The sequence below is a fragment of the Yersinia aleksiciae genome (genome assembly GCF_001047675.1).
Classification (GTDB): Bacteria; Pseudomonadota; Gammaproteobacteria; order Enterobacterales; family Enterobacteriaceae; genus Yersinia; species Yersinia aleksiciae.
Window position 1 is genome coordinate 311,080 of record NZ_CP011975.1, and the last position, 25,265, is coordinate 336,344.

Consider the following 25,265-nt stretch of genomic DNA (forward strand, 5'->3'; position numbering starts at 1 on the left):
TGTCGCCGCTGCCTTCGTCGCCGATAAACTCATCGCGCCTCCTCCGCTTCACGTTGACGCATCAACGCAAAAAGTTGTTCTTCGGTTTTGCACAAAGGCAACCCCAATTCAGTGTGCATTTTAACCAGCCATGGCTGAACCAAACCGGCGGCTTGCAGTTTATCTTGTTGCATGAAAACGTCAGTGGTTTCACCCGCAATCATCAGGTGACCGTGAGAGAGAACATAAAGATAATCACAAACCTGATAAATCAGATCGATATCATGGCTGGATAGAATAACCCGTTTTCCTTCTGCCACAATGCGCTCAATGAGGCTGATCATGTGCTGTCGGCCTGCGGGATCGAGTCCGGCAGTGGGTTCATCCAGCAACAGATACTCCGCTTCCATCACCAGCGCCCCGGCAATCGCCACCCGTTTTTTCTGCCCATGGCTCAAGTGCTGGATCGATTTATGGCGAAAACCCTGCGCATCCACCAAAGTCAGCGCCCGATCAACCCGCTCGGCAATTATCGCCTCTGGCATCCCGAGATTGCGCAAACTAAAGGCGATATCGCTGTCGATATCGGTATAAAAGATCTGCTGTTCTGGATCTTGAAACACCGTGGTGACCCGCTGGCGTAGCGCCCGCAACGGGGCTTTTTTGTAGCTCAACGGCTCATCTTGCCACAGTACCGCCCCCTGCTGCGGTTGCAAAATGCCAGTCAAATTCATAAACAGTGTGGATTTGCCGCAACCGTTGGCCCCCAGCACACCAGTGACCGCGTGCTGACTGAAATCCAGTGTCAGATCGTGCAATACCTGCTCATCCTGATAGCTGAAACTTAACTGTCGGGTGGCTAACATCAGATCCTGCCTTACAGGTGAAAATCACCCTGATAAAGTTTCATATCCAGCGAGATGACCATCTGTTGATAGCGAATCATCACGCGGGTAAATAGCATACCCACCAGCATTGCCAGTGAGCGGTAACCCGTGGGTAACGAGATATAGCCAAATCGCAGTGACTGCGCCTGATGAATCGCCGCCGCCTCCTCGATCAAAATAAAGATAAAGCGCCAGGTCAGCAGGATCTGCTCGGTGAGCAAACGGGGGGCATGGCAGCGTTTCAATAGCTGAATCAGTTGCGGAAATGGCGTATTGAGCACAAACCAGAAGGTGGCCGCCAGTGCCGCCAGACTGCGCCACAACGTTTGATTGGCGGTGGCGAGGCCGACTCTATCGATGCCGAACCACCAGTTGCCCATTTGTACCCCCCACCACAAGCTCTCCGGTTGGCGGGCCAGCGATAACACAATGGTCACCAGCCCCACCAGCAGGAAAGAGAGCGGGATCGCCAGCCAGCGCAGATAGCGGCGCGGGCCAACCCGCAGCAAATAGCAGGTCAGCGCGGCGATAAACAGCAGCAGCAGCGCCTGATACATTGGCGGGCTCAGCATGGCCAGCAGCAGGAAAACCCCATACAGCACCAGTTTTCCCATCGGATCGGCCTGTCGCCAGCGGCTTTGATAACTGAGTTTATCAATCCCCAGCATGCTCACCGCGTTTCCCCCGGTAGTAGCCCAAGATATAGAAGATCACCGCCGCACCAATGGAGCCTTGCAGGGTGAACAGCAGACTTTCGATCTCGCCGCTGGCCGGTTCATAAAGCGGCGTGAACCATGGCTGATAGTGTGGCGCGGTGACCTGAATCAAAGCTTCGGCCTCGCCATCTGAGCCGCCATATTCACCGCCGTGATTGATAAAGAACGGCAATATCACCAGTGCGATCACCATCGCCAGTAAGATAAGGGTCTTTTTCATGTTAGTGAGTCTCCGCGTGAATCAACTGGCGCTTAGTCAATTGGTCGTAAATCATCACTGTCAGCAAGCCTTCGGCGATGGCAATCGGGATCTGGGTGATGCAGAACACCCCCATAAATTTGATAATCGAACCGCTGACACCAAATTGTGGGTCTGGGAAGGCCAGCCCGAGCTGGACCGAGGTGACAAAGTAAGTGGTTAAGTCCGCGAGCATGGCACACAGGAACACCCCGACATCACGGCGTAACCCCGCTTTACAGGCCAGTTTCCACACCAGATAACCCACTACTGGCCCAATCACCGCCATCGACATACCATTCGCGCCCAAGGTGGTCAGCCCGCCGTGCGCCAATAACAGCGCCTGGAACAGCAGCACAATCGCCCCTAATACTGCCACCACCACGGGCCCGAACAGAATGACCGCCAACCCAACCCCCGTCGGGTGCGAGCAGCTACCGGTGACGGACGGAATTTTCAGCGCGGAGAGCACAAATATAAAAGCACCACACAGCGCCAGTAATACTTTCTGATTGCTGTCTTCCGCCACAATCTGCTTTAAACGCACCAGGCCCATAAACAGGCATGGCAGGAACAGCACCCACCAAGCCAGCGCCCACATCGGCGGTAAAAAACCTTCCATAATGTGCATCGCAAAAACATCATTTGGGGCAATTGTCAGTAGGATGGCCATCGCCAGACCCGTAAATGACAATTTTTTTAGCTGTTTTTCCATTTTGTACTCCTTTTCCCCTGCTGACTGGCAGTCGCAGCGGTGTTAGCTGCAACGCCGATGAGTTTGGGGAGTCATTTAACATTCATTAACCGCTATTTAACTCACCTGTTATCCATTAACGCATTGCTGCTTATTCACTAAAATGGTCGAGAAATAGGGCAATGGCTGGTCAGCGGCAATGCTATCCAACTGACGCCAGCACACCTCCCCCGGTAGCGAGGCTTCCGACATCAACAGCGCATGGGGGAAGAGTTCCATACGGGCCAACAGCGCCTGAATGCGGGCAAAACGGCCATAAACTTTCATCAATACCACGCAGTCGTGATCGCGCAATGCTCGCTCCAGCTCTGCTTCCGGCGCGGTGCAGGACATAATCGCCAGCGACTGTTGCTCCATCGCCAATGGCAGGGCGGCGCGGGAAGCAATAGCGGCGAAGGAGGTTACCCCCGGTACAATCTCCAACCAATCAGGGCGGCCAATGCGTTCGAGCAAAAACACCCAAGTGCTGAATAGCATTGAGTCGCCAAGGGTGATAAAGCCCACCTGACGCCCATTAGCGACCTCGGTTTGCAGCTGTTGTGCCACCTCATCCCACACCGCCTGTTTTTCGCTATCATCGGCACTCATCGGGAAGTGGCTGGTGCGAATTTCAGTGGTGGGCGACAAGTATTCGCGCACGATAGAGAGTGCGAGGCTGTCGCCGCCTTTGCGCCCTGCCGGGGCATAGAGCACATCAAGTTTGGCGATTAATCGCGCCGCGCGCACCGTAATCAAATCACTGGCACCGGGGCCGACACCTAAGGCATAAAGTCTGCCGCTCATTACGCTGCCTCCTGCTGTTTCTGTTGTAGGGCGTGATCCAGATGTTCCACGAACATTTGGCGAATCAATGGGTTTTCACCTAATCCTTGCAGCCATGATTGAGCGCTAATCCCTGCGGCTTCCAACTGGGAGTGCCATGAGTCCGGCTCGTCAGAGGCCATGTCGTTGATGGCGTGATCCCCGGCCACCAGCATCAGTGGCATCAAATGCACTTTGCGCACCCCCTGCTGCTGTAGACGGGTGATGATATGGCTGATTTCCGGATAGCTTTCGACCGCCCCGACCAGGGCGGGGAAGTTCAGCGAAGTCATAAGATGATCAAGGCAGGCATAAGCGGAGAAGGCGAAATGGCTGGCCCCGTGGCCCATAAATACCACTCGTTCATCCGCTGCCAGTGGGGGCATCTGCCCTTGCAGCGCGCCCAGTAACTGCTGGTAATCGGCAAAGCTGCTCAGCAGCGGCGTACCCAGCACCAGCGAGTGGAAAACGTCGCCGAAGGCGCGCACTTCATTGGCCACTTTTTCGTACTCATCGCCATTGATCACATGCAGCGATTGGATGGCGACATCCTGATAGCCCAACTCAACCAGCTGTTTCAACGCTTCACGCGGGTTATTGATCAGCAGGCCATCACGTTTCCGCAGCTTGCGAATGATCATCTCCGAGGTAAAGGCGCGGAACAGATCGCGATCGCTATAAGCTGCTGCCAACTGCTGCTCGCAGGCATCAATATTCTTCTGGCGGGTCTGCTCGTAACTGGTGCCAAAACTGATCACCAACAGTGCTTTTTTCATTTTATTGTCCTCGTTGTTGTTGCAGTGGATCAGATGGTTACCCGTGGATCAGATTGCTGCCAGTGGGTCAGATGTTGGCTAAATTCATCTAATGAAGTCACTTGCTGCCCGATACGGCCCAAGACCACCGTCGCCGGACGGCGCACCACAATGCAGGGGATATTCAGCGCCAGACAGGGGGCCACTTTCTCCTGATAACCCCCCTGTGCACCGGACTCCTTGGTGATAACCACATCCGGCTGGCAATACTCATACAGCGCCTGATTGAATTGCGCGCTAAATGGCCCGCGCAGCGCGATAATATTGTCCACCCCCAGCCCCAGTGCTTCACACTGACTCAGCACCTCGGCGGTCGGCAGCACCCGCGCCAGCAGCGTTTTACCTGCCAACCCGTGCTGATACTCCGCCAGTTGCTTGCTGCCAGTGGTAAGCAGCACCCGTGGCCCCAGCCCCTGAGCCACCGCACAAGCTGCGGCTAAGCTATCGACTTTGTGCAGCAGCGGATGATTGAGCGCGTCAATTTCGCTTGGGCGCTGATAGCGGATCAGCGGCACATTCGCCTGTTCACAGGCGGCGACCACATTGTCACTGAGTCGCTCGGCGTAGGGGTGCGAGGCATCAATCACCCAACGTACTGCTCGGGTGGTCAGAAAATCCACCATCGCCGCCGCATCCATGCGCCCGACCAACACCTCGCCGCGAATATCCCCCGCCAGTTGCTTACCCGCCTCGGTGGCAACCGACAGGCTATAGCGCTCGCCAGCAGCATCAAGGCGTTGGCAAATCAACCGTGCATCGCTGGTACCACCGAATAGGTGGATCGGTGGATGGCCGTTGCTGGTCACAATGAATGCCCTGTCATAATGAATAACCCCGAGGGGTGATCATCAGGCCGTTGCGACAATAGGTGGCCTGATTACCGACAATCACCAGACTGGTCATGTCCACGGGTTCGAAATCCATCTCACCTAAGGTAGTGATCCATTTCTCCTGCTTTTTACGCCCAGCGGCTTTCACCACCCCCACTGGCGTGGTGGATTTTTTCCACGGCTGCATTAACTCAAATGCCCGTGCCAAATGGCCTTCGCGGCCCCGGCTGCGGGGGTTGTAGAAGCAGATCACAAAATCGGCCTGTGCGGCGGCGATAATGCGTTTTTCAATCACTGCCCACGGGGTCATCAAATCACTCAGGCTGATATGACAGAAATCATGCATCAGCGGCGCACCCAACAAGGAGGCCGCCGCGATACTGGCGGTGATCCCCGCCACCAGCCGCACTTCCAGCTCCAACTGCTGTTGGGTGACCAACTCCAACACCAGCCCCGCCATACCATAAATCCCAGCATCGCCGCTGCTGATCAGCGCCACCTTATGGCCCGCCAGCGCCAGATCAATCGCCGCCTGACAGCGCTCAATCTCTTTGCACATGCCGGTTTTGATCACCTGCTTATCCTGGGTCATCGACTTGACCAGATGGGTGTAGGTTTTATAACCGACGATAATTTCAGCTTCTTGGATCGCCGCAATGGCGTCCTGCGTCATCATCGATTCACTGCCCGGCCCGATGCCAATCACGGTTAACATTAATGCGATACTCCCAGAGTGATGGTGACGCCCTGCTGACGCAGAGTATTGCCGACCAATTTACCGTCGCTCATGAGCCAAGCGACCGGTTGTGAAACGCTGCCGACACCCACCGTTTGGCGGACAAATTCAGAAGCGGGGAAACGTTGTTCATGGCGGCTCAGTTCGCCGACACTGAAGAGTTCGAATGGCACGCGCCAGCACTGTGCGAGTTGATGGAGCGCTGGTTCATCTTTTTTGATGGTGACGCTGCCAATGGCCCGTAGCGCCATAAGATCAAAGTGATTTTCTGCCATTTGCTGTTGCAGCAGCTCCACCAGTGTTTGCAGCGAAGTGGCACGGCGGCAACCGATGCCCGCCACCACGCGGCGTGGCACCAGTTTGTAAACCGGCAAAGCGTGCTGTTGCTCGGCAGAGAGCGGCAGGCTGTCGCGTAGGCTGATGCAGACTAAGGCGTCCAGTGGGGGCAGATCGTCCAGCGAGTCGACGGGGATAAAGCCTCGAGTGTCGCAGCGCGCCCGTTCAGCCAGCAGTGGCGTATCCCACCACAGCCCCACTTTTTGGCTGCTGACCAGCATTTGATTGACCACTTTGACCGCGTGGCGGAAATCCTGCATTTCGGCATCCAACTGGGTTGCCAAAGTGTCCAGCGCCGCCATTTCGTTGACATCAGTGGCGGTGGTAATCACCGGATCCGCCCCCAAAATGCCCGCCAGATAGCGGGTTAGCGTGTTCGCGCCGCCGACGTGGCCCGAGAGCAAACTAATGACGTGCTGCCCACGCTCATCAATCACTACCACCGCAGGATCGGTCATTTTGTCATGCACCAGTGGCGCAATCACCCGCACCGTCAGGCCAATGGCCCCGACCACCACCAGCGCCGAGTGCTGCTTAAACGCCTCGCGTAGGGTCTCACCAAAAGTCCCGTTAAACGGCAAGAAGCCCGGCTCCAGCAGCTTGTCACTGGTAAAACAGGTCAGCGGTAAGTGGGTTTGCAAACGCCGCGCCAACCGCACCCCGCCGGGGGTCAGGCAAAAGACCGCAATCGATTCAGGCTTGACGGTATTCATGGCTAAACCCCGCGTCATAGAGTTTGGAGTAGTGGTACTCATCCCCCAAGAAGGCCCCCACCAAAATCAGCGCGGTTTTATTGATCGCAGCCGCCCGCACCAGCTCGGCAATGTCTGTCAGGGTGCCACGCACCGTACGGCTTTCCGCCCACGTGGCTTTGTACACCACTGCGACTGGAGTGGTGGCGGGATAACCGCCAGCGATTAATCGCTCGGCCACCCGATCCACCTCCTGCACTGAGAGGAAGATCGCCATGGAGGTTTGGTGGGCGGCGAAGGCTTCCAACTGCTCCAGCGGCGGCATCGGCGTACGCCCCTCGATGCGGGTGATAATCAAGCTCTGCGCCACTTCCGGCACCGTGTACTCCACTCCCAGTTGCGCCGCCGCGCCAAGGAATGCACTGACCCCCGGCACCGACACAAAGCCAATGCCGTGTTCACCCAAGACTTCGCCCTGCTCACGAATCGAGCCATACAGCGAGAGGTCCCCGGTTTGCAGTCGCACCACCAACTTGCCCGCCTGCACCCCCTCCACCATCAAGGTGATGATCTGCGCCAAATTCAGCCCCGCACTGTCGTGGCACTCCGCCTGTGGCGAGCAATACGTCAGCAGCTCGGTATTGATCAGCGATCCGGCATAGATAACCACCTGCGCCTGTTGCAGCAAGCGGTAGCCTTTTAGCGTGATCAGCTCTTTGTCACCCGGCCCAGCGCCGACAAACCAGACTTTTTGCGTGTCCCATGGCTGGGCGGTATCCAAGGGTATTTGGTTGATTTGCACGTTATTAGGATGCTCAGACATGGCGCGCCTCCTTGTGGCAGGAAATAAGATAAGTAGGATTATTAGGTTTGAAATAGTGTCCGCTGCCCAGCGGCGTCAGGTTGGCGAGTTGCAACTGCACGCAATCCAACTGGCTCACCGCGCAGCTCTGTAAGTGGCCCAATGCGTCATTGAGGTTGTTGAGCAGAATAAAGGTCAGCACCAAACGGCCATCGGGGTTGAGCGTCATCAGCGCCCAGTCGATCAGCGCAGTCAGATGGCCGCCGCTGCCGCCGATAAAAATGGCATCGGCTTTGTCGGGCAGTGGCAGCGGGGCTACGCCCGCGATGATCTCAACATTGCGGCAGCCTAGCTGCTGGCGGTTTTCGCTAATCAACTCCAGTGCCGCCGGATTGCGCTCAATGGCTGTCACCCGTAAATCGGGGAAGCGCAGCGCCGCTTCCAGCGCCACACTGCCCGTTCCCGCGCCGACATCAATCAGATGAGCGGCAGCGGATAACTCCAGCCGTTCCAGTGCCAGTGCGCGCACCGCTTCTTTGGTCATCGGCACGGTGCGTCCGCGTGTATTTTGTTCACGAATAAAAAGCTCATCTCTCATTGAGGATCACCACCACATTCATCTCGTAACGGGCCGCCACTTGCTCCACCGACAGGCGGTGAATACGTTCGTTGGGCTGGGAGAGGTTTTCACCAATAATCAGGGTGCGGACCAGGCCGCGTTGATGCAGCGCATCGGCAATGGCACGCGGGCCAATAATGCCGTCGGTCACCATCGCCACTTTGTCGTGCTGGAAGATCCAGTCAAAATCGGGCTCTCGACCATGGCTGCTGGTGAGGAACAGGTCATTCATATCCAGCGCCACTTTGGCGCACAGATATTGAATGGCGCTGATGCCGGGGACGATATGCAGTTCGTCGCTGTTGAAGTTGGCCGCCAGCAGTTTGCCGATGCCGTACAGCAGAGGATCGCCGGAAGCCAGCACCACAATGGCGCGCTGTTTATGGTTATCTAGCCACTCCAACAGGCCCAGCAGATCGGCATCCAACAAGCGGGTTTCGCGGCCATGACCGCTGAAAGTGGCCAGATGGCGTTTGCCGCCCACCAGCACCTCGGCCTGATCGATGGCCCGTAGCGCACTTGGGGTAAGATGTTGGGTATCACCGGGGCCAATGCCCACAACAGTAATCATCGTAGCGCCTCCAAAATCTGATCCAGAGGTCGGCTGCTGCCCAGCACCTGATTATCGAAAGAGAATAAAATAGCGTCGCACTGCGGCGGGTTAACGGAGAAGCGCATCATCTCGGCGATACGCTCACCAATACGCTCAGCGATGCGGGTGTAGACCCCCTGCCAGCCCTGCTCTGCAATCAGCTCCATCGCTGCCTCGGTGGTATCGCACTGATTCACCTCAACTAACAGCGCATGGGGCGCACCCATCAGCGCCAGATGGGCGACCAGTGTCTCCATGCGCCCATCGGCTATATGGCTGTGAGTGTGGAAGATCCCGGCGGCGACTTTAACCAATTTGCCGGGATGCCCCACCAGCAGTACCTGACGAAAACCCAGCCGCACCGTCTCTTGCAACATGTAGCCGACAAAGTTGCTCATGGTGACCACCCGCTGGCTATCCAAGCCCAGATGGTCGCGCACAAAGCGCTCGCCGTGATTACCCGGCACCAGAATCACGCGATCTTCCCCCGCCGCCCGCTTCATTTCTAGCTCCAGCGCCAGTGAGCGTTTCCAGCTCTCCTCCGACATCGGCGTGACAATGCCGGTGGTGCCGATGATCGAGATGCCGCCGAGGATCCCCAGCCGCCCGTTGTAGGTTTTCTTCGCCCGCTCTTCCCCCTCTGGCGCAAAGATCTCGATAGTCGCACCGCGTAATGGGCCAATAACCTCGCGCACTGCCGCCTCGATGGTCTGGCGGGGAGTGCGATTAATGGCGGAGCTGCCCACCGGCAGGCCAATGCCTTTGCGAGTGACCCTGCCCACCCCTTCGCCGCCACACAGGGTGATTTCACGCTGTTCAGTGAGGGTGACGCGGGCGAAAATCAGCATGCCGTGAGTGGCATCGACATCATCACCGCCATCTTTGCGGATCGCCGCCGTGGCTTGCTGGCCCTCAATCAGCGGCTGCTCGACATTCAGGCTCAAGGTGATGCCGGAAGGGGTGACAATGGAAATCTGATCAATCACTTGCTGGCGCAACACCATTAACGCTGCCACTTTCGCTGCCGCCGTGGCACAAGACCCGGTGGTGTAGCCTTTGCGGTACTCCTTGCCGTTATGCCAAATGCTATCCAATGGCTGATTTTGCCGCGCTTGATTGTCACTCAGGGCAACATCACTCATAGCGGCCCCCGTAACTGGTAGAGGATGGCGTTGATGATAGCCGCCGCCACATTGCTGCCGCCTTTGCGCCCCAACGCGGCGATACAGGGCAAATCACTTGCCGCCAAGGCATCTTTGGATTCAGCCGCGCCGACAAAACCGACCGGCACGCCAATCACCGCCACCGGCGTGGCTTGCCGCTCCAGCAGACGGAATAGCGCGGTAGGCGCATTGCCGAACACAAAGAGTTTTTCGCCCGCTTCTGCCAGCGCCACATCCACCGCCGCCATCGAACGGGTGATGCCCTGTTGCGGCGCGCTTTCTACCACCCGTGGGTCACTGATATAGCAGCGGCATTCACAGCCCATCTGCTTGAGTAGCGTTTTATTGATGCCGGACATCGCCATGGTGGTGTCGGTGTAGAGAGTGCACCCCCGTTGGATGCCCTCGGTAATCTGGGTCAACACCTGCGGCGAGAAGTGCAAAATATCCAGCCAGTCAAAATCGGCGGTGGTGTGGATAACCCGTTTGATCACCGCTTGGTGCATCTCACTGGCGAAGTGATAATCAGGCCGCTGTTCAGCAATGATATCGCCGATAATCACAAAGCTGTTTTGCTCGATCTGCTGCGGATTTTTTATATAGTTCATCAGGTTATCCTTGTTAAATGCCGACCAGCAGCAGGTGAATCAACGCAAACAGTAAAAGGGCTAACAGCGACGCCATCTGCATCAGATGGATGCTGCGCGGAATGTCATTGAGTGCCACTTCGCGCTGCGCATCACCGATCCAGGGTTTCTCTACCCGCTCGCCAAAGTAATCATTCGGGCCACCGAGGCGCAGCCCCAGCGCACCTGCCACCGTGGCTTCCGGCCATGCACAGTTCGGGCTGGCGTGTTGATAGCGATCGCGCCAACCCATGCGCAGTGCCTGCCGATAGTCAGCCTGAATCAGCCATGCCGCGGCACTGAGTAGTAACCAGCTCAGCCGCGCGGGTAGCCAGTTCGCCAGATCATCCATTCGCGCCGACACATAACCGATCGCCCGATATTTCGGGGTTTTGTACCCCACCATCGAATCGAGGGTATTGACCGCTTTGTAGGCCATCGCCAGTGGTGGGCCGCCTAACAGCAGGAAAAACAGTGGCGCAATCACCCCGTCGACACTGTTTTCAGCCACGGTCTCCACCACCGCGCGGGTGATCTGCGGTTTCTCCAGTTGCGAGGTATCGCGCCCAACAATCCACGACAGCTTTTCGCGACTCTGCGCCAGCGAGCCCTGTTGCAGCGCATCAAACACCAGCAGTGCCGCTTCACTCAGGCAGCGCCCCGCCAGCAGGGTGTAAATCATCCACACTTGCGCCAACCAGCCGAGCCACGGGTGAATCTGCGTCATCAGCGCTAAAAAACCCCAGCTCACTAGCCAAGTGATGCCCACCACCAACAACCACAGCAGCGCCCCGCCCCACTTCAGCGCCCGTTCGCTGTGGCATCGAGCACGAATTATCCGTTGTAGCAGCGTGATCAGATTGCCCATCCAGCGCACCGGATGGGGCCAGTGCGGCGGATCGCCGAGCCAGTGATCGAGCAAGTAAGCGACAAACCAAGCGGCGAGGGTCATAGCAGGCTCCGGGCCACGCGCAGCCAGCCATTGAGTAAATTGGGGCGTTGGGCGAAATGAAGATGCAGGTAGCTGGCTTGGGTGCGCTGCACCTGATAGCCGCTTTGCCAGCGCTGGATTGCCACGCCATCGCGCCACTTGCTGCTCTCAAATACCGGCGTCAGTGCGCTGGTAAAATCGGAATAGTGGAATTCATGGCCGCGTAGGATCTCGCCTTGCGCCGCCAATAAGGTGTCGCGGCGGGCCTCAGCCTGACAGTAACCAAAGCGGGTCAGCCGTTTTCCCATCCGGCTCTCCCCCGCCAAAATCCCCACCATTGGGTGACGCTGCCCCTGCTCATCGGTTAAGCCATCGCCGAGATACATCAAGCCGCCACATTCGGCGTACAGGGGGATCTGTTGGCGGTGAGCCTGCTGTAACGCTCCGCGCATCGCCGTGTTGCCGGACAATTTGGCGGCGTGGATCTCCGGATAGCCGCCACCCAGATAGATCATTTGGCAAGGGGGCAGCTGGCGGTCATGCAGTGGGCTAAAACGTTGGATGCGCACTCCGGCCTGCTCAAGCAGATCCAGATTGTCGGGATAGTAGAAATTGAAGGCTTCATCTTCGGCGAGAGCCAGTGTCAGGCCGTCGGCCAGTGCCTGGGGAGATAACTCAGGTGGGGTGCCTGCGGGCAGCGTTGAGCAATGAGTCAGCGCCAATAGCCGATCGAGATCAAGGGTCGCCTCAATCTGTTGCGCCAGTCGCTGCCAGCGCGGGTCGCTATCGGGTTGTTTGCCCGTCTCGCCGCGCTCTTGCGCCGGAATCAGCCCTAAATGGCGCGAAGGCAGCGCCACATCCTCCATCACCGGCAGTCGGCCCAATACCGGAATACCGCAATAGTGCTCGATGGCATGGCGTAGTAGCTGATAGTGAGTGTCGGAGTTGACGCGGTTCACAATCACCCCAGCAATCACCAGATTGGGGTCAAACTGGCTGAAGCCCATCACGGTGGCGGCCACTGAGGTCGATACCGCCTTGCCATCCACCAGCAAGATCACCGAGCAGCCCAGTTGCTTAGCCATTGCGGCGCTGCTGCAATAATCGGGGTCGGTGCCGTAGCCATCATATAACCCCATGACGCCCTCAATCACGGCCACATCGGCATGGCGCATATGCTGGTTATACAGCCCATTGAGAGTCGCGGTGGGCAACATAAAGGCATCGAGATTACGTGACGTTACACCACTGACGGCGGTATGCCAGCCCGTATCGAGGTAATCCGGCCCCACCTTGAACGGCTGCACCGCTAATCCGCGTGCAATTAAGGCGCGCAGAATACCCAACGTCACGGTGGTTTTGCCGCATCCGCTGCCTGTTCCGGCGATAATAAAGGCGTGTTTGCCTGACCGTTGCATAAAAAATCCCGCCATTTCAAGCGGGATATGCAGTGTCAAAAAGGTGCGTCTACGCAACGTCACCGCTGCGCGCATCTGATGACAACCCGCTTCCCACCGAAGGAGTTGAATATCTTTTACCGATCTGGCTGGTCTTCTGGCTTAGCGTCACTCTCCCCCGCAACCTTCCCAATCCGATGGATCAGTGGTAACAGCGGGTTCGTCAGCATCACAGCAGCGGGGGCTGCGGGGGATTGTCACCCCCTTCCCAGTTATGCATGAGTGCATAACATGACCATTTCGGTATATAAAAAATTGCACTGAAATGAGTAACAAATCACTTTATCGTTCGGCGTCTGGCGGGGCGACTGTTCCTATGGCACTCCGACGGCTCATGCCGTTTACGCCCCATTCGGTACATTTTCCACCTATCAGCTTCATCTGTATTCGTTATTTAATTTCTTATTTCGTTATCTAATTTATCTCTTTATTTACACTGTTATAACAGCGTGTTTATTAATTGGTATCTTATTAGCGCGTCATAAAATTAATATACGCCTTTCTGTTCATAAAAAATGGTGAATTTCATTTTTTGATGATGATTTTCTTGCCGCAGTATAACACAATATTGTCATGGCAAACTTAAGAATCAATATAAAACAATACATTGCGGTGTAATAATCCATTTGAAGGATAACAAAAAATTGTCATTAATAATTTTTAATACTTAATTTTTAGCTTATTTTTAAATAGAAAATCAAAGCACAGGGCAAGATTGAATAATATTAACTCAGTCACGGTTATTCCATTTCGTGACGATCAGATGACAGTGAACGAAATACCTGCGGTGTCACGTTATAGGTCTGACGGAACACCTTGCAGAAATAGCTGGTTTGCGAGAATCCCAAATTCTTGGCAATGCTGGCAATACTCCAATCGCTGTGTTGCAGCATCTCGCGGGCATTGGCCATTCTTTGTTGATTGACCCAGGCATTAAAGCCGATGCCCTGATATTTTTTGAATAATTTGCTGAAATAGTAAGGGCTGAGGTACACCTTGCTCGCCACATCCTCAAGTCGCAACTCTTCCGACAGATGGGTATCGATGTAGCGTAATACTTTCTTCATTTTGCTGTCGTGTGGATGAACAGGCCGTATCTTGCCCGGCTCTTTGCTGCCCATGTTGTCATTAATCACCACAAAATTGAGGTGCTTTTTCAGGCAGTTTTCTACAATCAGCTTCAGTAAGTCCGCCGAGGCGATCACCCGCGAGAAATCCATGATCGGCACATTGTGGAACTCATCCATCAACGCCGGATCCTGTTGCCAGTGATTATCAACATTCAAAATATCAATCAGATAAACATCAGAGTGCAGCCGCACCTGACCACATAAAACAAAACCCACCAGATGTCCGGCAATCACCAGTGGAATAGAGAAATCCGTCAACCCAGCATGACAGCGGTAGATACAAGGCTCATTGGATTTTGAGGCTTCAAGGCCGCCGCAACGATCACTCATTCGACAGCGAAGGTGGTTAACTGGGTCTTGGCGCATCAATTGACAAAATGGGGTGAAATTAAATAAGTCGGAAATCTCTTCACCATGAATATTGACCACCACCACGGCCAACCCGGTTGCCTGAGCAAAATCCTGCGCGATTTTATTTATGAGCTCTGAGTTTAGAGAACTGGCAGAAATCATGATAAAACCTCTCAGTTAATTTATTGTTATTAAGTTTTTATTTGTTGCTATAAATCATCCCTGTAATGTTTAATGTGTTAACGCATTGTTATATTTTCATTCCCGTTAGCAAGGCGAAAAAACCTATTTCCCTGTGAAGGTTTACTCTTCGGTTAAATGAAGAAAAATAACAGTTCACTTTACCAGAGTCATAATCTACAGGGGACAATTAATGATCCATTAAGGTGAATGGATCACGAAATTTCCTCATCTAGCGACAGCGTTACAGTCGTAAGATGAGGAAACGCGTTAACTGATATACAACTAATGAGTGGCTTCTTCATCCTCTAATTTACAGGTATTGCATGCCAGATTTTTGCCAATGAAGAAACGGTAGACCGCCGCACCCAGGCAAGCACCAATAATAGGGGCCACGATCGGGATAATGAAATAAGGAATATCGCGACCACCGGTCATGGAGATTTTTCCCCAGCCCGCAAAGAAGGTAAATAATTTCGGGCCAAAATCACGCGCCGGATTCATGGCAAAACCCGTTAATGGGCCAGTTGACGCCCCGATCACCGCCACCAGAATACCAATCAGCAATGGCCCTAAGGCACCACGTGGCACGCCATTACCATCATCGGTCAGTGCCATAATCAGCCCCATTAGAATCGAGGTGATGACGATCTCAACAAATGCGGCCTGCCATACACTGATAGCCGGAGATGGAAAGGTACTGAAAATACTGGCTAATTGCAGGCTTTCCAGGCTGCCGCGCACCATCTGATGGGCGGTTTCAAAATCAGTAAATAAGTTGTGATACAACAGATAGGAGAGTGCCGCGCCACCAAAAGCCCCTGCGACTTGGGCGATCGAGTAAGGAATCACTTTGCGGCCAGGGAAGCAAGCAAACAGCCATAAAGCAATGGTAATGGCGGGGTTGAGGTGAGCACCGGAAATCCCTGCAGTCAGGTAGACCGCCAGTGAGATCCCCAGCCCCCACACGATGCAGATTTCCCATAACCCAAAACTGGCCCCTGCCACTTTCAGTGCCGCCAGACAACTAATACCAAAAAATAAAAACAACCCAGTACCGAGGAATTCCGCAATACACTGAGCCTTGAGTGAGTCGTTCATAGAGTTACCCTGCTTGTGATTATTATGATCAATCTACCCAAGAGTAGATGAAGTAATGCACGGCCCTTGACTCAGTCACTATAAAGAGACGCAAAATGAAAGTGTTGTCGTGATTGGTGATTCATTAAACAAAAACTAGACTTTCAATAACAAATTATTGTCATTGCTGCCACCGAAATTAGGGTCAACCTCGCGTAAACAGAGACCTTTTGTTTTTATTCCCCAATATGACTTTCTTGCTGTTTATTCTTTCCGTTATTGTTATCAGGCTCGCACTTTTACCATTAATTCCCCCCCGCCAATCGATTTATATTTAATGTTCACCGCTATACACTCTATTTATTGGGCAGGTGCGCATTTAGCAGAATAAATAAACACTGTCACCCAATTAATTGTAATTCTGAATATTCAATAACCAGTTATTACCATGCAAGATAACTAAAATAGCCATAAAAAACACACTACTAGCGCATAACGATGACAATATTTTGTTATTTAGTCGCTAACCATTCTTGCCAGTAAATTCAATACAGCCATTCTTTTTCATTGCTTGTTTGTATATTCGTTCTCAGCACGAACCTGACAATTCAATATTTCAACATGACATTTCAAGCCAGAACAAGGCTCCTGATATTCCGTCGAGGTATTTATGCAACAAGAAGCACTAGGAATGGTGGAAACCAAAGGGTTGACCGCAGCTATTGAGGCCGCTGACACCATGGTGAAATCGGCCAATGTGACGTTAGTGGGCTACGAAAAAATCGGCTCAGGTCTGGTGACCGTCATCGTCCGCGGTGACGTCGGAGCGGTTAAAGCGGCCACTGATGCGGGTGCCAGCGCGGCTGCGAAAGTGGGCGAAGTGAAATCAACCCACGTTATCCCGCGCCCGCATACCGACGTCGAGGCTTTTTTACCCAAGGGCCGTTCGCCAAAGGGCTCCTCATCAAAGGGAAGTAACGAATGAAAAGCAATGACCTGGTCGACCAAATCATGGCGCAGGTGATAGCGAAAGTCAGTGAACACGCCCCGGCGTCTTCTACGCAACCCTCCCATAAACAACGAGATACGGCTATGGCTGAGAAAACTTGCAGTTTAACGGAATTTGTTGGAACCGCGATCGGTGACACGGTCGGATTGGTAATAGCCAACGTCGATAGCGCCCTACTGGACGCAATGAAGCTGGAAAAACGCTATCGCTCGATCGGTATTCTGGGCGCTCGTACCGGTGCAGGCCCGCACATTATGGCGGCTGATGAAGCGGTAAAAGCCACCAATACCGAAGTGGTTAGCATTGAGTTACCCCGCGATACCAAAGGCGGTGCCGGTCATGGTTCGCTGATTATCTTCGGTGGCGATGATGTTTCTGACGTCAAACGCGCGGTGGAAGTGGCACTGAAAGAGCTGGACCGAACGTTCGGCGACGTTTACGCCAATGAAGCGGGCCACATCGAACTGCAATACAGCGCTCGCGCCAGTCATGCATTAGAAAAAGCCTTCGGCGCACCACTGGGCCGCTCTTGTGGCGTGATCGTCGGCGCTCCAGCGTCGATTGGGGTGCTGATGGCCGATACCGCCGTGAAATCCGCCAATGTTGACGTGGTGGCATACAGCTCGCCAGCACAAGGCACCAGCTTCAGTAACGAAGTGATTCTGGTTATCTCCGGCGATTCTGGCGCAGTCCGTCAGGCAGTCATTTCTGCCCGTGAGATCGGCAAAACGGTATTAGGAACCTTAGGTTCTGAACCGAAAAACGACCGCCCTTCTTATATCTGACGCCACAGTGAGGCTGTTTCATGAAATCGAAAAGATTTGAAGCGTTGGCGAAACGCCCGGTTAATCAGGACGGCTTTGTCAAAGAGTGGATCGAGGAAGGCTTTATTGCCATGGAAAGCCCGAACGATCCTAAACCCTCCATCAAGATCGTCAACGGTGTGGTGACCGAGTTAGACGGCAAACCACAGAGCAGTTTCGACCTGATCGACCACTTTATCGCCCGCTACGGTATTAATCTGGACCACGCGGAAGAAGTGATGAAGATGGACTCCATCAAGCTGGCCAATATGTTGTGTGATCCGAATGTATCACGCCGCACTATTGTGCCGCTGACGACCGCCATGACACCGGCCAAAATCGTCGAAGTGGTCTCCCATATGAACGTGGTGGAAATGATGATGTCGATGCAGAAAATGCGCGCGCGTCGTACTCCATCACAGCAAGCTCACGTCACCAACGTGAAAGATAACCCGGTGCAGATTGCTGCTGATGCGGCCGAAGGGGCACTCCGTGGCTTCGACGAACAGGAGACCACCGTCGCCGTGGCCCGTTACGCGCCCTTTAACGCCATCGCGCTGTTGGTCGGTTCGCAAGTGGGCCGCCCCGGGGTACTGACCCAATGTTCGCTGGAAGAAGCCACCGAGCTGAAGCTAGGGATGCTGGGCCACACCTGTTATGCCGAAACCATTTCGGTTTACGGCACTGAACCGGTATTTACCGACGGCGATGACACCCCATGGTCGAAAGGCTTCCTCGCCTCCTCCTATGCGTCACGCGGTTTGAAAATGCGCTTTACCTCCGGCTCTGGCTCCGAAGTCCAAATGGGCTACGCCGAGGGTAAATCCATGCTCTATCTGGAAGCTCGCTGCATCTACATCACCAAAGCGGCTGGGGTACAAGGGCTGCAAAACGGCTCTGTCAGTTGCGTTGGTGTGCCATCCGCGGTGCCGTCAGGTATTCGCGCCATTTTGGCAGAAAACCTGATCTGTTCGGCGCTGGATTTAGAGTGTGCCTCCAGTAACGACCAGACCTTTACCCACTCAGATATGCGCCGTACCGCACGTCTGCTGATGCAGTTCCTACCGGGGACTGACTTTATCTCCTCCGGTTATTCTGCGGTGCCGAACTACGACAACATGTTCGCTGGCTCCAACGAAGACGCCGAAGACTTTGACGATTACAACGTGTTGCAGCGCGACCTGAAAGTGGATGGCGGTCTGCGTCCGGTGCTGGAAGCTGACGTAGTGGCAATTCGTAATAAAGCCGCACGCGCCCTGCAAGCGGTGTTCGCCGGTATGGGTCTGCCGCCAATCACTGACGAAGAAGTGATTGCTGCCACTTATGCCCACGGCTCGAAAGATATGCCGGAACGTAACATCGTCGAAGACATCAAGTTCGCTCAGGAGATCATCAGCAAAAACCGCACCAGTCTGGAAGTGGTTAAAGCCTTGGCACAAGGCGGTTTCGAAGATGTGGCGCAAGACATGCTCAACATCCAGAAAGCCAAAATTGCCGGTGACTACCTGCACACCTCGGCGATCATCAAAGGTGACAACCAAGTGCTGTCAGCGGTGAATGACGTCAATGACTACGCGGGTCCAGCTACCGGTTACCGGCTGGAAGGTGCACGTTGGGAAGAGATCAAAAACATTCCAAACGCGCTTGATCCGAATGAGCTTGGCTAAGGGGTTCACGAGATGGTGGATATTAACGAAAAACTGTTACGCCAAATTATCGAAGGCGTATTGCAGGAAATGCAGGGAGACAAAAACAGCGTCTCCTTTAAGCAAGAGTCCCAACCCGCCACGGCGACAACGGCCGTGGCATCCGGGGATTTCCTCACCGAAGTGGGTGAAGCCCGCCCTGGCAGCAATCAGGATGAAGTGATCATTGCGGTCGGCCCGGCATTTGGTCTGTCGCAAACCGCCAACATCGTCGGCATACCGCACAAAAACATTCTGCGCGAGCTGATTGCCGGTATCGAAGAGGAGGGTATCAAAGCACGGGTGATCCGCTGCTTTAAATCCTCCGATGTGGCCTTTGTTGCGGTCGAAGGCAACCGCCTGAGCGGTTCCGGTATCTCTATCGGCATTCAATCCAAAGGCACCACGGTCATTCATCAGCAAGGTCTGCCGCCACTCTCCAATCTGGAGTTGTTCCCGCAAGCACCATTGCTGACGCTGGAAACCTACCGCCTGATTGGTAAAAACGCAGCGCGCTACGCCAAACGGGAATCACCACAACCGGTGCCGACCCTGAACGACCAGATGGCACGGCCAAAATATCAGGCCAAATCAGCGATTCTGCACATTAAAGAAACCAAATATGTGGTGACCGGCAAGAATCCTCAGGAACTCCGGGTGGCGCTTTAACAAAGGAAAACACAATGAATTCCGAAGCTATTGAATCCATGGTTCGCGACGTGCTGAACAAGATGAACAGCCTGCAAGGCCAAGCGCCTGCGGCTTGTTCGGCACCCGCGGTCAGTTCGCGCAGTGATGCCAAAGTCTCAGATTATCCGCTGGCGAACAAACACCCTGATTGGGTGAAAACCGCCACCAATAAAACGCTGGATGATCTGACGCTGGCTAACGTGTTGAACGGCAGTGTCACCTCACAGGATTTGCGTATTACCCCGGAAATCCTGCGTATTCAAGCCTCCATTGCCAAAGACGCGGGTCGCCCGCTGCTGGCAATGAACTTCGAGCGCGCCGCTGAGTTGACCGCAGTGCCGGATGACAAGGTGTTGGATATCTACAACGCCCTGCGCCCTTTCCGCTCAAGCAAAGAAGAGCTGAATGCCATTGCAGATGATCTGGAAAAAACCTACCAAGCGACCATCTGTGCTGCCTTCGTGCGCGAAGCTGCCGTTTTGTATGTTCAGCGCAAAAAGCTGAAAGGCGACGATTAATTCATCAATTAATCTCAAGTCAGTGACTGGGGTAAGTGAGCGCAGCCAATACCGCTGCAACTTGAAAGATAAAGGAGATATACCCAATAGATTTCACGTTGCAGGTAGGCGGCAAGAGAAAGAATCCCCAGGAGCTGACTCAAGTCAGTGACTGGGGTAAGTGAGCGCAGCCAACACTGCTGCAACTTGAAAGATAAAGGAGATATACCCAATAGATTTCACGTTGCAGGTAGGCGGCAAGAGAAAGAATCCCCAGGAGCTGACTCAAGTCAGTGACTGGGGTAAGTGAGCGCAGCCAACACCGCTGCAACTTGAAAGATGAAGGGTATAGAGGAACGGGATATGCGCTATATCGTCGGTGTCGACATCGGTAACTCATCAACAGAAGTGGCATTGGCACAATGCGCGGCTGACGGTCAGTTGCTGTTTGTCACCAGTGCCTTGACCGAAACCACCGGTATCAAGGGGACGCAACGTAACATTTTCGGCATCAACAAAGCGCTGACAATGTTGGTGGAAAAGGCCGGTATCGCGCTGGGCGATATCAGTCTGATCCGCATCAACGAGGCCACTCCGGTCATTGGCGATGTGGCGATGGAAACCATCACGGAAACCATCATCACGGAATCCACCATGATCGGCCACAACCCGAAAACCCCCGGTGGACTGGGGTTGGGGGTTGGGCTGACCATCACCCTTGATGAGCTGGTCACCCGTGATCCCGCCCAACCCTACATTCTGGTGGTGCCATCGGCGGTCGATTTTGCTGATGTCGCGGCGGTGGTCAATGCCGCCAACGGGGCCGGATACCGCATCACGGCGATTATCTTGCAACGTGACGATGGCGTCTTGGTCAGTAACCGCCTCACCCACCCACTGCCGATCGTCGATGAGGTACTGCATATCGACCGTATCCCGATGGGCATGTTGGCGGCGGTGGAAGTGGCCATGCCGGGTCAGGTGATTGAAACCCTCTCTAACCCCTATGGCATTGCCACGGTATTTGAACTGAGTGCCGAAGAGACCAAAAACATTGTTCCGGTGGCGCGCGCCTTGATTGGTACCCGTTCCGCGGTGGTGGTGAAAACGCCAGAAGGGGACGTTAAAGCGCGCTCCATTCCGGCGGGTCATCTGGAGCTGTTCGCCGATGGCCGCACGGTGCGGGTGGATGTCGCCACCGGCAGTGAAGCCATTATGGCGGCGGTTAACAGCTTCCGGCATCTGGACAATGTCAGCGGTGAAGCCGGTACCAATATCGGCGGCATGCTCGAACACGTGCGCCAAACCATGGCCGAACTGACCAACAAACCGACCAATGAGATCTTCATTCAAGACTTGCTTGCCGTTGACACGGCCGTGCCAGTCAATGTCATTGGCGGTCTGGCGGGCGAGTTCTCCCTTGAGCAAGCGGTGGGTATCGCCTCGATGGTGAAATCTGACCGCCTGCAAATGGCGCATATCGCCAGTGAGATCGAAAAAACCTTAGGTATTGATGTACAGGTTGGGGGGGCGGAAGCCGAAGCGGCGATACTCGGCGCGCTGACCACACCAGGGACGCGACGGCCACTCGCCATCCTCGACTTGGGGGCGGGTTCTACCGATGCCTCCATCATCAATGCCCAAGGCCAAATCGTCGCCACTCATCTGGCGGGGGCGGGCGACATGGTGACGATGATCATCGCCTCGGAACTGGATCTGCAAGACCGCTATCTGGCCGAGGACATCAAAAAGTACCCGCTCGCTAAAGTGGAGAGTCTGTTCCACCTGCGCCACGAAGATGGCAGCGTTCAGTTCTTCCCACAACCGCTGGCACCAGAAGTTTTTGCCCGACTGGTGGTGGTCAAACCGGAAGGTTTGGTGCCACTGCCGGGCGATTACGCACTGGAAAAAGTCCGTAACATTCGCCGCTCTGCCAAACAGCGGGTATTTGTCACCAATGCGCTTCGCGCTCTGCGCCAAGTCAGCCCCACCGGCAATATCCGCGATATCCCGTTCGTGGTGCTGGTCGGCGGCTCGTCGCTGGACTTCGAGATCCCGCAATTGGTCACCGACGCCCTCTCCCACTACAAGTTGGTGGCGGGCCGCGGCAATATCCGCGCCAGTGAAGGCCCACGTAATGCCGTGGCAACCGGCTTGATTCTGGCTTATCAGCGGGAGAGCCACTGATGAATTTCACCCATGACGCTCCTGCCATCCTGATCAGCCTGACCACGCCAACACCCGAGGCCGTCTGGCATCAAGTGTTGCTGGGCATTGAGGAGGAGGGCATTCCCTGGCAGTGGCAACAAGACGACGACGGCGATGCAACACAACGCGCCTGGCAAGCCGCCACCCGCTCCCCGTTATTGGTGGGGCTGGCCTGTTCTGCCGACGAAGTGGTGGTGCATTTCCGTAATCTACCCCCCGCCAGCCCGTTATTTCGGCAGGCGCGGGGGCAAGACGAAGAGCAATTACGGCGGCTCGGTAACAACGCCGCCCGATTAGTGAAAGGTTTACCGTTTAAGTGATCACCCGCAAATTAACAAGGAAATCAAATTTATGAATAATGCTCTTGGACTTATCGAAACTAAAGGCCTGGTCGCTGCCATTGAAGCGGCTGACGCCATGGTCAAATCCGCCAACGTCCAACTGGTGGGCTACGAAAAAATCGGCTCCGGCCTGGTCACTGTGATGGTGCGTGGCGATGTCGGCGCAGTTAAAGCGGCAGTCGATGCCGGTTCTGCTGCGGCCAGCGCGGTAGGCGAGTTGACCTCCTGTCATGTGATCCCACGCCCGCACAGCGATGTAGAAGCCATTTTACCGACCTCTGCCTAAGGGTAAGACGAGGAGCACAGCGTGAAAACGTCACTGGGTTTACTTGAAGTTAGCGGTCTAGCGCTGGCTATCGGCGCGGCGGATGCCATGGCGAAAGCCGCTTCCGTCAAGCTGATCGGCATAGAAAAAACCAACGGCTCCGGCTGGATGTTAATCCGCCTGACCGGTGATGTGGCCTCAGTTCAGGCGGCAATCAGTACCGGTGCCGCCTTTGCCGAACAGCATCAGGGTCTGGTCTCTCGTGCGGTACTGGCCCGTCCGGCAGACAGCCTGATGGCCTATTGGCAGGCACCTGCCGCTGAAATCCCCCGCGAGGTACCCGTTGAAGCCGAAAAAGTGAGTGCATCGGAGGAGACAGAAGAGGCCGACACCCCAGCCGCAGCTGACACTGCCACCGACGATGCCCCCGCAGCTACGGCGAGTATAAATATAAGCAGTGTGGGTAATAACAACACAGAAAGTGAGGCCCAATCAGCTCCTCGTGTGAGCTGCAATCTCTGCCTCGACCCGGCTTGCCGACGCCATAAAGGTGAGCCTCGCTTTCGCTGCATCCACTTGGGTAAACGAGGAAAAGTCTGATGGAAAAAGCGTTACTGGAACCCGTTGTCAGTAAGATCCTCGACGAAATGCGTCTTCGTCCGATCCCGCTTGGGGTTTCCAACCGACACCTGCATCTCTCGGCGCAGGACTACCAACGGCTGTTCCCTGAGCAGCCGCTCATTGAGAAAAAAACGCTGCTCCAGCCAGGCCAGTATGCCGCCGAACAGACGGTGACCTTGGTCGGGCCGAAAGGCAGCCTGAAAAACGTGCGCATTCTGGGGCCGTTACGCAGCCAAAGTCAGGTGGAGATCTCCCGCACCGATGCCCGTACGCTGGGGATCAATGCCCCACTACGCATGTCCGGCAATCTGGCGGGAACACCCGCTATCCGCTTGGTCAGTCCCTATGGCGAAGTGGAGTTGCCCCATGGGGTGATTGTGGCGCTACGGCATATTCATATGTCGCCGCTGGACGCCCTGATCTACCGGGTTAAGCACGGTGATCGGGTACAAGTGGCGATTCAGGGCAGTGACCGTCGGCTGATCATGGACGATGTGGCCATTCGCGTTTCACCGCAAATGAAACTGGAGATGCACATCGACACCGACGAGGCCAATGCCGCTGGCGCAGATGATCCGGCAGCTTTCGCCACTCTGCTCACGTCACCACGGACAACGCAGCCATGAATCTGACTCAGGCGCAAACCGAACAACTGGTCAGCCAGATTGTCACGCGGTTGACCGAGCGCGAACGGCGGGTTCACGCCTTGCTGCTGCCTCAGTTGCGCGCCGGGCTTGATTCATCGGTCTTCGTGCACCATGCCACGCTGCACCTGATGCTGCCGGATCTGGCATTTATGCACCGCTTGGCGCAGTCCGATACCACTTGTCCTGCGGTTATGGCACTGAACGAGGCCTGGTCATGGGGCATGAAAGTGCATATCAGCTTGCATCGCCAACTGCTGGCCGCCCTGCCCGCCGCCGCACTGCGCCCATTGCCGCTGAGTTTTAGCGACAGTCAGGGGAATGCGGTACGGCTACATGCAGGCAAGGTCTTGAGTTATCGCGATATCGCCACTCTCAACCCCGGCTGGCTGCTGATTGATGCTCACACGCTGGTTACACCGCTGGCACAGGACACCCTGTCAGCCCGTCACATTCAACTGTTAAGGCAGGAGTAAATCATGCAACTGGCCAGAGTGGTAGGTTCGGTGGTCTCAACGCAAAAATCGCCGACGCTGATTGGTAAGAAGCTGCTACTGGTGCGCCGTGTAGCCGGTGACGGCTCATTGCCACCAGACAGCAAAACGCCGGATGAAGTGGCGGTTGATTCCGTCGGCGCAGGTCAGGGAGAGCTGGTGCTGCTGGCGGGAGGCTCCAGTGCCAGACGGGTCTTTGCCGAGCCGAATGATGCTATCGATCTGGCGATTGTCGCCATCGTCGATGAGTGTTCTTACTGATGATCTGTATCTTACTGAGTTAACGGTGATTT

30 protein-coding genes and 1 riboswitch are annotated in these 25,265 nt (G+C 55.0%); of the genes, 12 read left to right on the forward strand and 18 right to left on the reverse strand.

What is annotated here, in order from left to right; genetic code table 11:
- Positions 1–29 precede the first annotated feature (29 nt).
- The 18 genes from ACZ76_RS01565 to pduF all read right to left on the reverse strand — a co-directional run bounded on the left by ACZ76_RS01565 (position 30) and on the right by pduF (position 15,736).
- On the reverse strand, positions 30–845 hold the full coding sequence (locus tag ACZ76_RS01565) for an ATP-binding cassette domain-containing protein (RefSeq protein ID WP_048616185.1): 816 nt from the start codon (positions 843–845) through the stop codon (positions 30–32).
- A gap of 11 nt (positions 846–856) precedes the next feature.
- Complete coding sequence (locus ACZ76_RS01570) at positions 857–1,534, reverse strand: energy-coupling factor ABC transporter transmembrane protein (RefSeq protein WP_048616186.1); 678 nt, start codon at positions 1,532–1,534, stop codon at positions 857–859.
- The gene (locus tag ACZ76_RS01575) at positions 1,521–1,802 is read right to left on the reverse strand and encodes an energy-coupling factor ABC transporter substrate-binding protein (RefSeq protein WP_048616188.1); all 282 of its coding nucleotides are present in this window, start codon (positions 1,800–1,802) and stop codon (positions 1,521–1,523) included. The genes ACZ76_RS01570 and ACZ76_RS01575 overlap by 14 nt, the downstream gene beginning before the upstream one ends.
- Before the next feature lies 1 nt (position 1,803).
- Positions 1,804–2,535 carry a cobalt ECF transporter S component CbiM gene (gene cbiM / locus ACZ76_RS01580; protein WP_048616189.1) on the reverse strand — a complete coding sequence of 244 codons (732 nt, stop codon included), beginning with the start codon at positions 2,533–2,535 and terminating at the stop codon, positions 1,804–1,806.
- Positions 2,536–2,643: 108 nt separating this feature from the next.
- A complete protein-coding gene (locus ACZ76_RS01585) occupies positions 2,644–3,357 on the reverse strand; it encodes a cobalt-factor II C(20)-methyltransferase (protein ID WP_048616191.1) in 714 nt (237 codons plus the stop codon).
- Complete coding sequence (gene cbiK, locus ACZ76_RS01590; protein ID WP_048616193.1) at positions 3,357–4,151, reverse strand: sirohydrochlorin cobaltochelatase; 795 nt, start codon at positions 4,149–4,151, stop codon at positions 3,357–3,359. The genes ACZ76_RS01585 and cbiK overlap by 1 nt, the downstream gene beginning before the upstream one ends.
- A gap of 29 nt (positions 4,152–4,180) precedes the next feature.
- Positions 4,181–4,996, reverse strand: coding sequence for a cobalt-precorrin-6A reductase (locus ACZ76_RS01595; protein ID WP_048616194.1), 816 nt, complete (start codon positions 4,994–4,996; stop codon positions 4,181–4,183).
- Between the two features lie 13 nt (positions 4,997–5,009).
- Complete coding sequence (locus tag ACZ76_RS01600) at positions 5,010–5,735, reverse strand: precorrin-3B C(17)-methyltransferase (protein ID WP_048616196.1); 726 nt, start codon at positions 5,733–5,735, stop codon at positions 5,010–5,012.
- Complete coding sequence (gene cbiG / locus ACZ76_RS01605) at positions 5,735–6,805, reverse strand: cobalt-precorrin 5A hydrolase (protein ID WP_048616198.1); 1,071 nt, start codon at positions 6,803–6,805, stop codon at positions 5,735–5,737. Before cbiG ends, ACZ76_RS01600 begins: the two co-directional genes overlap by 1 nt.
- Entirely contained in the window at positions 6,786–7,607 is an 822-nt protein-coding gene (locus ACZ76_RS01610) for a cobalt-precorrin-4 methyltransferase (protein ID WP_048616200.1), read from the reverse strand. Before ACZ76_RS01610 ends, cbiG begins: the two co-directional genes overlap by 20 nt.
- Positions 7,600–8,184: a decarboxylating cobalt-precorrin-6B (C(15))-methyltransferase gene (locus ACZ76_RS01615; RefSeq protein WP_048616202.1), complete on the reverse strand. Its 585-nt coding sequence runs from the start codon at positions 8,182–8,184 to the stop codon at positions 7,600–7,602. Before ACZ76_RS01615 ends, ACZ76_RS01610 begins: the two co-directional genes overlap by 8 nt.
- The gene (locus ACZ76_RS01620) at positions 8,174–8,776 is read right to left on the reverse strand and encodes a cobalt-precorrin-7 (C(5))-methyltransferase (RefSeq protein WP_048616204.1); all 603 of its coding nucleotides are present in this window, start codon (positions 8,774–8,776) and stop codon (positions 8,174–8,176) included. Before ACZ76_RS01620 ends, ACZ76_RS01615 begins: the two co-directional genes overlap by 11 nt.
- The gene (cbiD, locus tag ACZ76_RS01625; RefSeq protein WP_048616206.1) at positions 8,773–9,939 is read right to left on the reverse strand and encodes a cobalt-precorrin-5B (C(1))-methyltransferase CbiD; all 1,167 of its coding nucleotides are present in this window, start codon (positions 9,937–9,939) and stop codon (positions 8,773–8,775) included. Before cbiD ends, ACZ76_RS01620 begins: the two co-directional genes overlap by 4 nt.
- On the reverse strand, positions 9,936–10,568 hold the full coding sequence (locus tag ACZ76_RS01630; protein WP_048616208.1) for a cobalt-precorrin-8 methylmutase: 633 nt from the start codon (positions 10,566–10,568) through the stop codon (positions 9,936–9,938). Before ACZ76_RS01630 ends, cbiD begins: the two co-directional genes overlap by 4 nt.
- A 13-nt stretch (positions 10,569–10,581) precedes the next feature.
- Positions 10,582–11,538, reverse strand: a complete 957-nt coding sequence (gene cbiB / locus ACZ76_RS01635; protein WP_048616210.1) for an adenosylcobinamide-phosphate synthase CbiB — start codon at positions 11,536–11,538, stop codon at positions 10,582–10,584.
- Entirely contained in the window at positions 11,535–12,935 is a 1,401-nt protein-coding gene (locus tag ACZ76_RS01640) for a cobyrinate a,c-diamide synthase (protein WP_048620149.1), read from the reverse strand. Before ACZ76_RS01640 ends, cbiB begins: the two co-directional genes overlap by 4 nt.
- A gap of 109 nt (positions 12,936–13,044) precedes the next feature.
- Positions 13,045–13,229: riboswitch (cobalamin riboswitch) on the reverse strand.
- A 485-nt stretch (positions 13,230–13,714) separates the two neighbouring features.
- Positions 13,715–14,617, reverse strand: coding sequence for a transcriptional regulator PocR (gene pocR, locus ACZ76_RS01645; protein WP_048616212.1), 903 nt, complete (start codon positions 14,615–14,617; stop codon positions 13,715–13,717).
- Between the two features lie 303 nt (positions 14,618–14,920).
- On the reverse strand, positions 14,921–15,736 hold the full coding sequence (pduF, locus tag ACZ76_RS01650; RefSeq protein ID WP_048616214.1) for a propanediol diffusion facilitator PduF: 816 nt from the start codon (positions 15,734–15,736) through the stop codon (positions 14,921–14,923).
- Positions 15,737–16,385: 649 nt separating this feature from the next.
- Between pduF and pduA the strand changes: the two genes are divergently transcribed.
- The 12 genes from pduA to ACZ76_RS01710 all read left to right on the forward strand — a co-directional run bounded on the left by pduA (position 16,386) and on the right by ACZ76_RS01710 (position 25,233).
- Positions 16,386–16,700, forward strand: a complete 315-nt coding sequence (gene pduA, locus ACZ76_RS01655; RefSeq protein ID WP_048616216.1) for a propanediol utilization microcompartment protein PduA — start codon at positions 16,386–16,388, stop codon at positions 16,698–16,700.
- Positions 16,697–17,509 carry a propanediol utilization microcompartment protein PduB gene (pduB, locus tag ACZ76_RS01660; protein ID WP_032813071.1) on the forward strand — a complete coding sequence of 271 codons (813 nt, stop codon included), beginning with the start codon at positions 16,697–16,699 and terminating at the stop codon, positions 17,507–17,509. Before pduA ends, pduB begins: the two co-directional genes overlap by 4 nt.
- Positions 17,510–17,529: 20 nt before the next feature.
- Positions 17,530–19,194, forward strand: a complete 1,665-nt coding sequence (pduC, locus tag ACZ76_RS01665) for a propanediol dehydratase large subunit PduC (RefSeq protein ID WP_048616220.1) — start codon at positions 17,530–17,532, stop codon at positions 19,192–19,194.
- A 15-nt stretch (positions 19,195–19,209) separates the two neighbouring features.
- The gene (locus ACZ76_RS01670; RefSeq protein WP_162489035.1) at positions 19,210–19,881 is read left to right on the forward strand and encodes a propanediol/glycerol family dehydratase medium subunit; all 672 of its coding nucleotides are present in this window, start codon (positions 19,210–19,212) and stop codon (positions 19,879–19,881) included.
- A 14-nt stretch (positions 19,882–19,895) separates the two neighbouring features.
- Complete coding sequence (pduE, locus tag ACZ76_RS01675) at positions 19,896–20,420, forward strand: propanediol dehydratase small subunit PduE (protein WP_048616223.1); 525 nt, start codon at positions 19,896–19,898, stop codon at positions 20,418–20,420.
- Positions 20,421–20,762: 342 nt separating this feature from the next.
- Positions 20,763–22,586 carry a diol dehydratase reactivase subunit alpha gene (locus ACZ76_RS01680; RefSeq protein ID WP_048616225.1) on the forward strand — a complete coding sequence of 608 codons (1,824 nt, stop codon included), beginning with the start codon at positions 20,763–20,765 and terminating at the stop codon, positions 22,584–22,586.
- A complete protein-coding gene (locus tag ACZ76_RS01685; RefSeq protein ID WP_048616227.1) occupies positions 22,586–22,927 on the forward strand; it encodes a glycerol dehydratase reactivase beta/small subunit family protein in 342 nt (113 codons plus the stop codon). The genes ACZ76_RS01680 and ACZ76_RS01685 overlap by 1 nt, the downstream gene beginning before the upstream one ends.
- A 31-nt stretch (positions 22,928–22,958) precedes the next feature.
- Entirely contained in the window at positions 22,959–23,234 is a 276-nt protein-coding gene (gene pduJ / locus ACZ76_RS01690) for a propanediol utilization microcompartment protein PduJ (protein ID WP_005274628.1), read from the forward strand.
- A gap of 21 nt (positions 23,235–23,255) precedes the next feature.
- Complete coding sequence (locus ACZ76_RS01695; RefSeq protein ID WP_048616232.1) at positions 23,256–23,813, forward strand: BMC domain-containing protein; 558 nt, start codon at positions 23,256–23,258, stop codon at positions 23,811–23,813.
- Positions 23,813–24,460, forward strand: a complete 648-nt coding sequence (locus ACZ76_RS01700) for a phosphate propanoyltransferase (protein WP_048616234.1) — start codon at positions 23,813–23,815, stop codon at positions 24,458–24,460. Before ACZ76_RS01695 ends, ACZ76_RS01700 begins: the two co-directional genes overlap by 1 nt.
- Positions 24,457–24,954 carry a microcompartment protein PduM gene (gene pduM / locus ACZ76_RS01705; RefSeq protein ID WP_048616235.1) on the forward strand — a complete coding sequence of 166 codons (498 nt, stop codon included), beginning with the start codon at positions 24,457–24,459 and terminating at the stop codon, positions 24,952–24,954. Before ACZ76_RS01700 ends, pduM begins: the two co-directional genes overlap by 4 nt.
- Before the next feature lie 3 nt (positions 24,955–24,957).
- On the forward strand, positions 24,958–25,233 hold the full coding sequence (locus ACZ76_RS01710) for a EutN/CcmL family microcompartment protein (protein WP_004873635.1): 276 nt from the start codon (positions 24,958–24,960) through the stop codon (positions 25,231–25,233).
- The last annotated feature ends 32 nt before the right edge of the window (positions 25,234–25,265 follow it).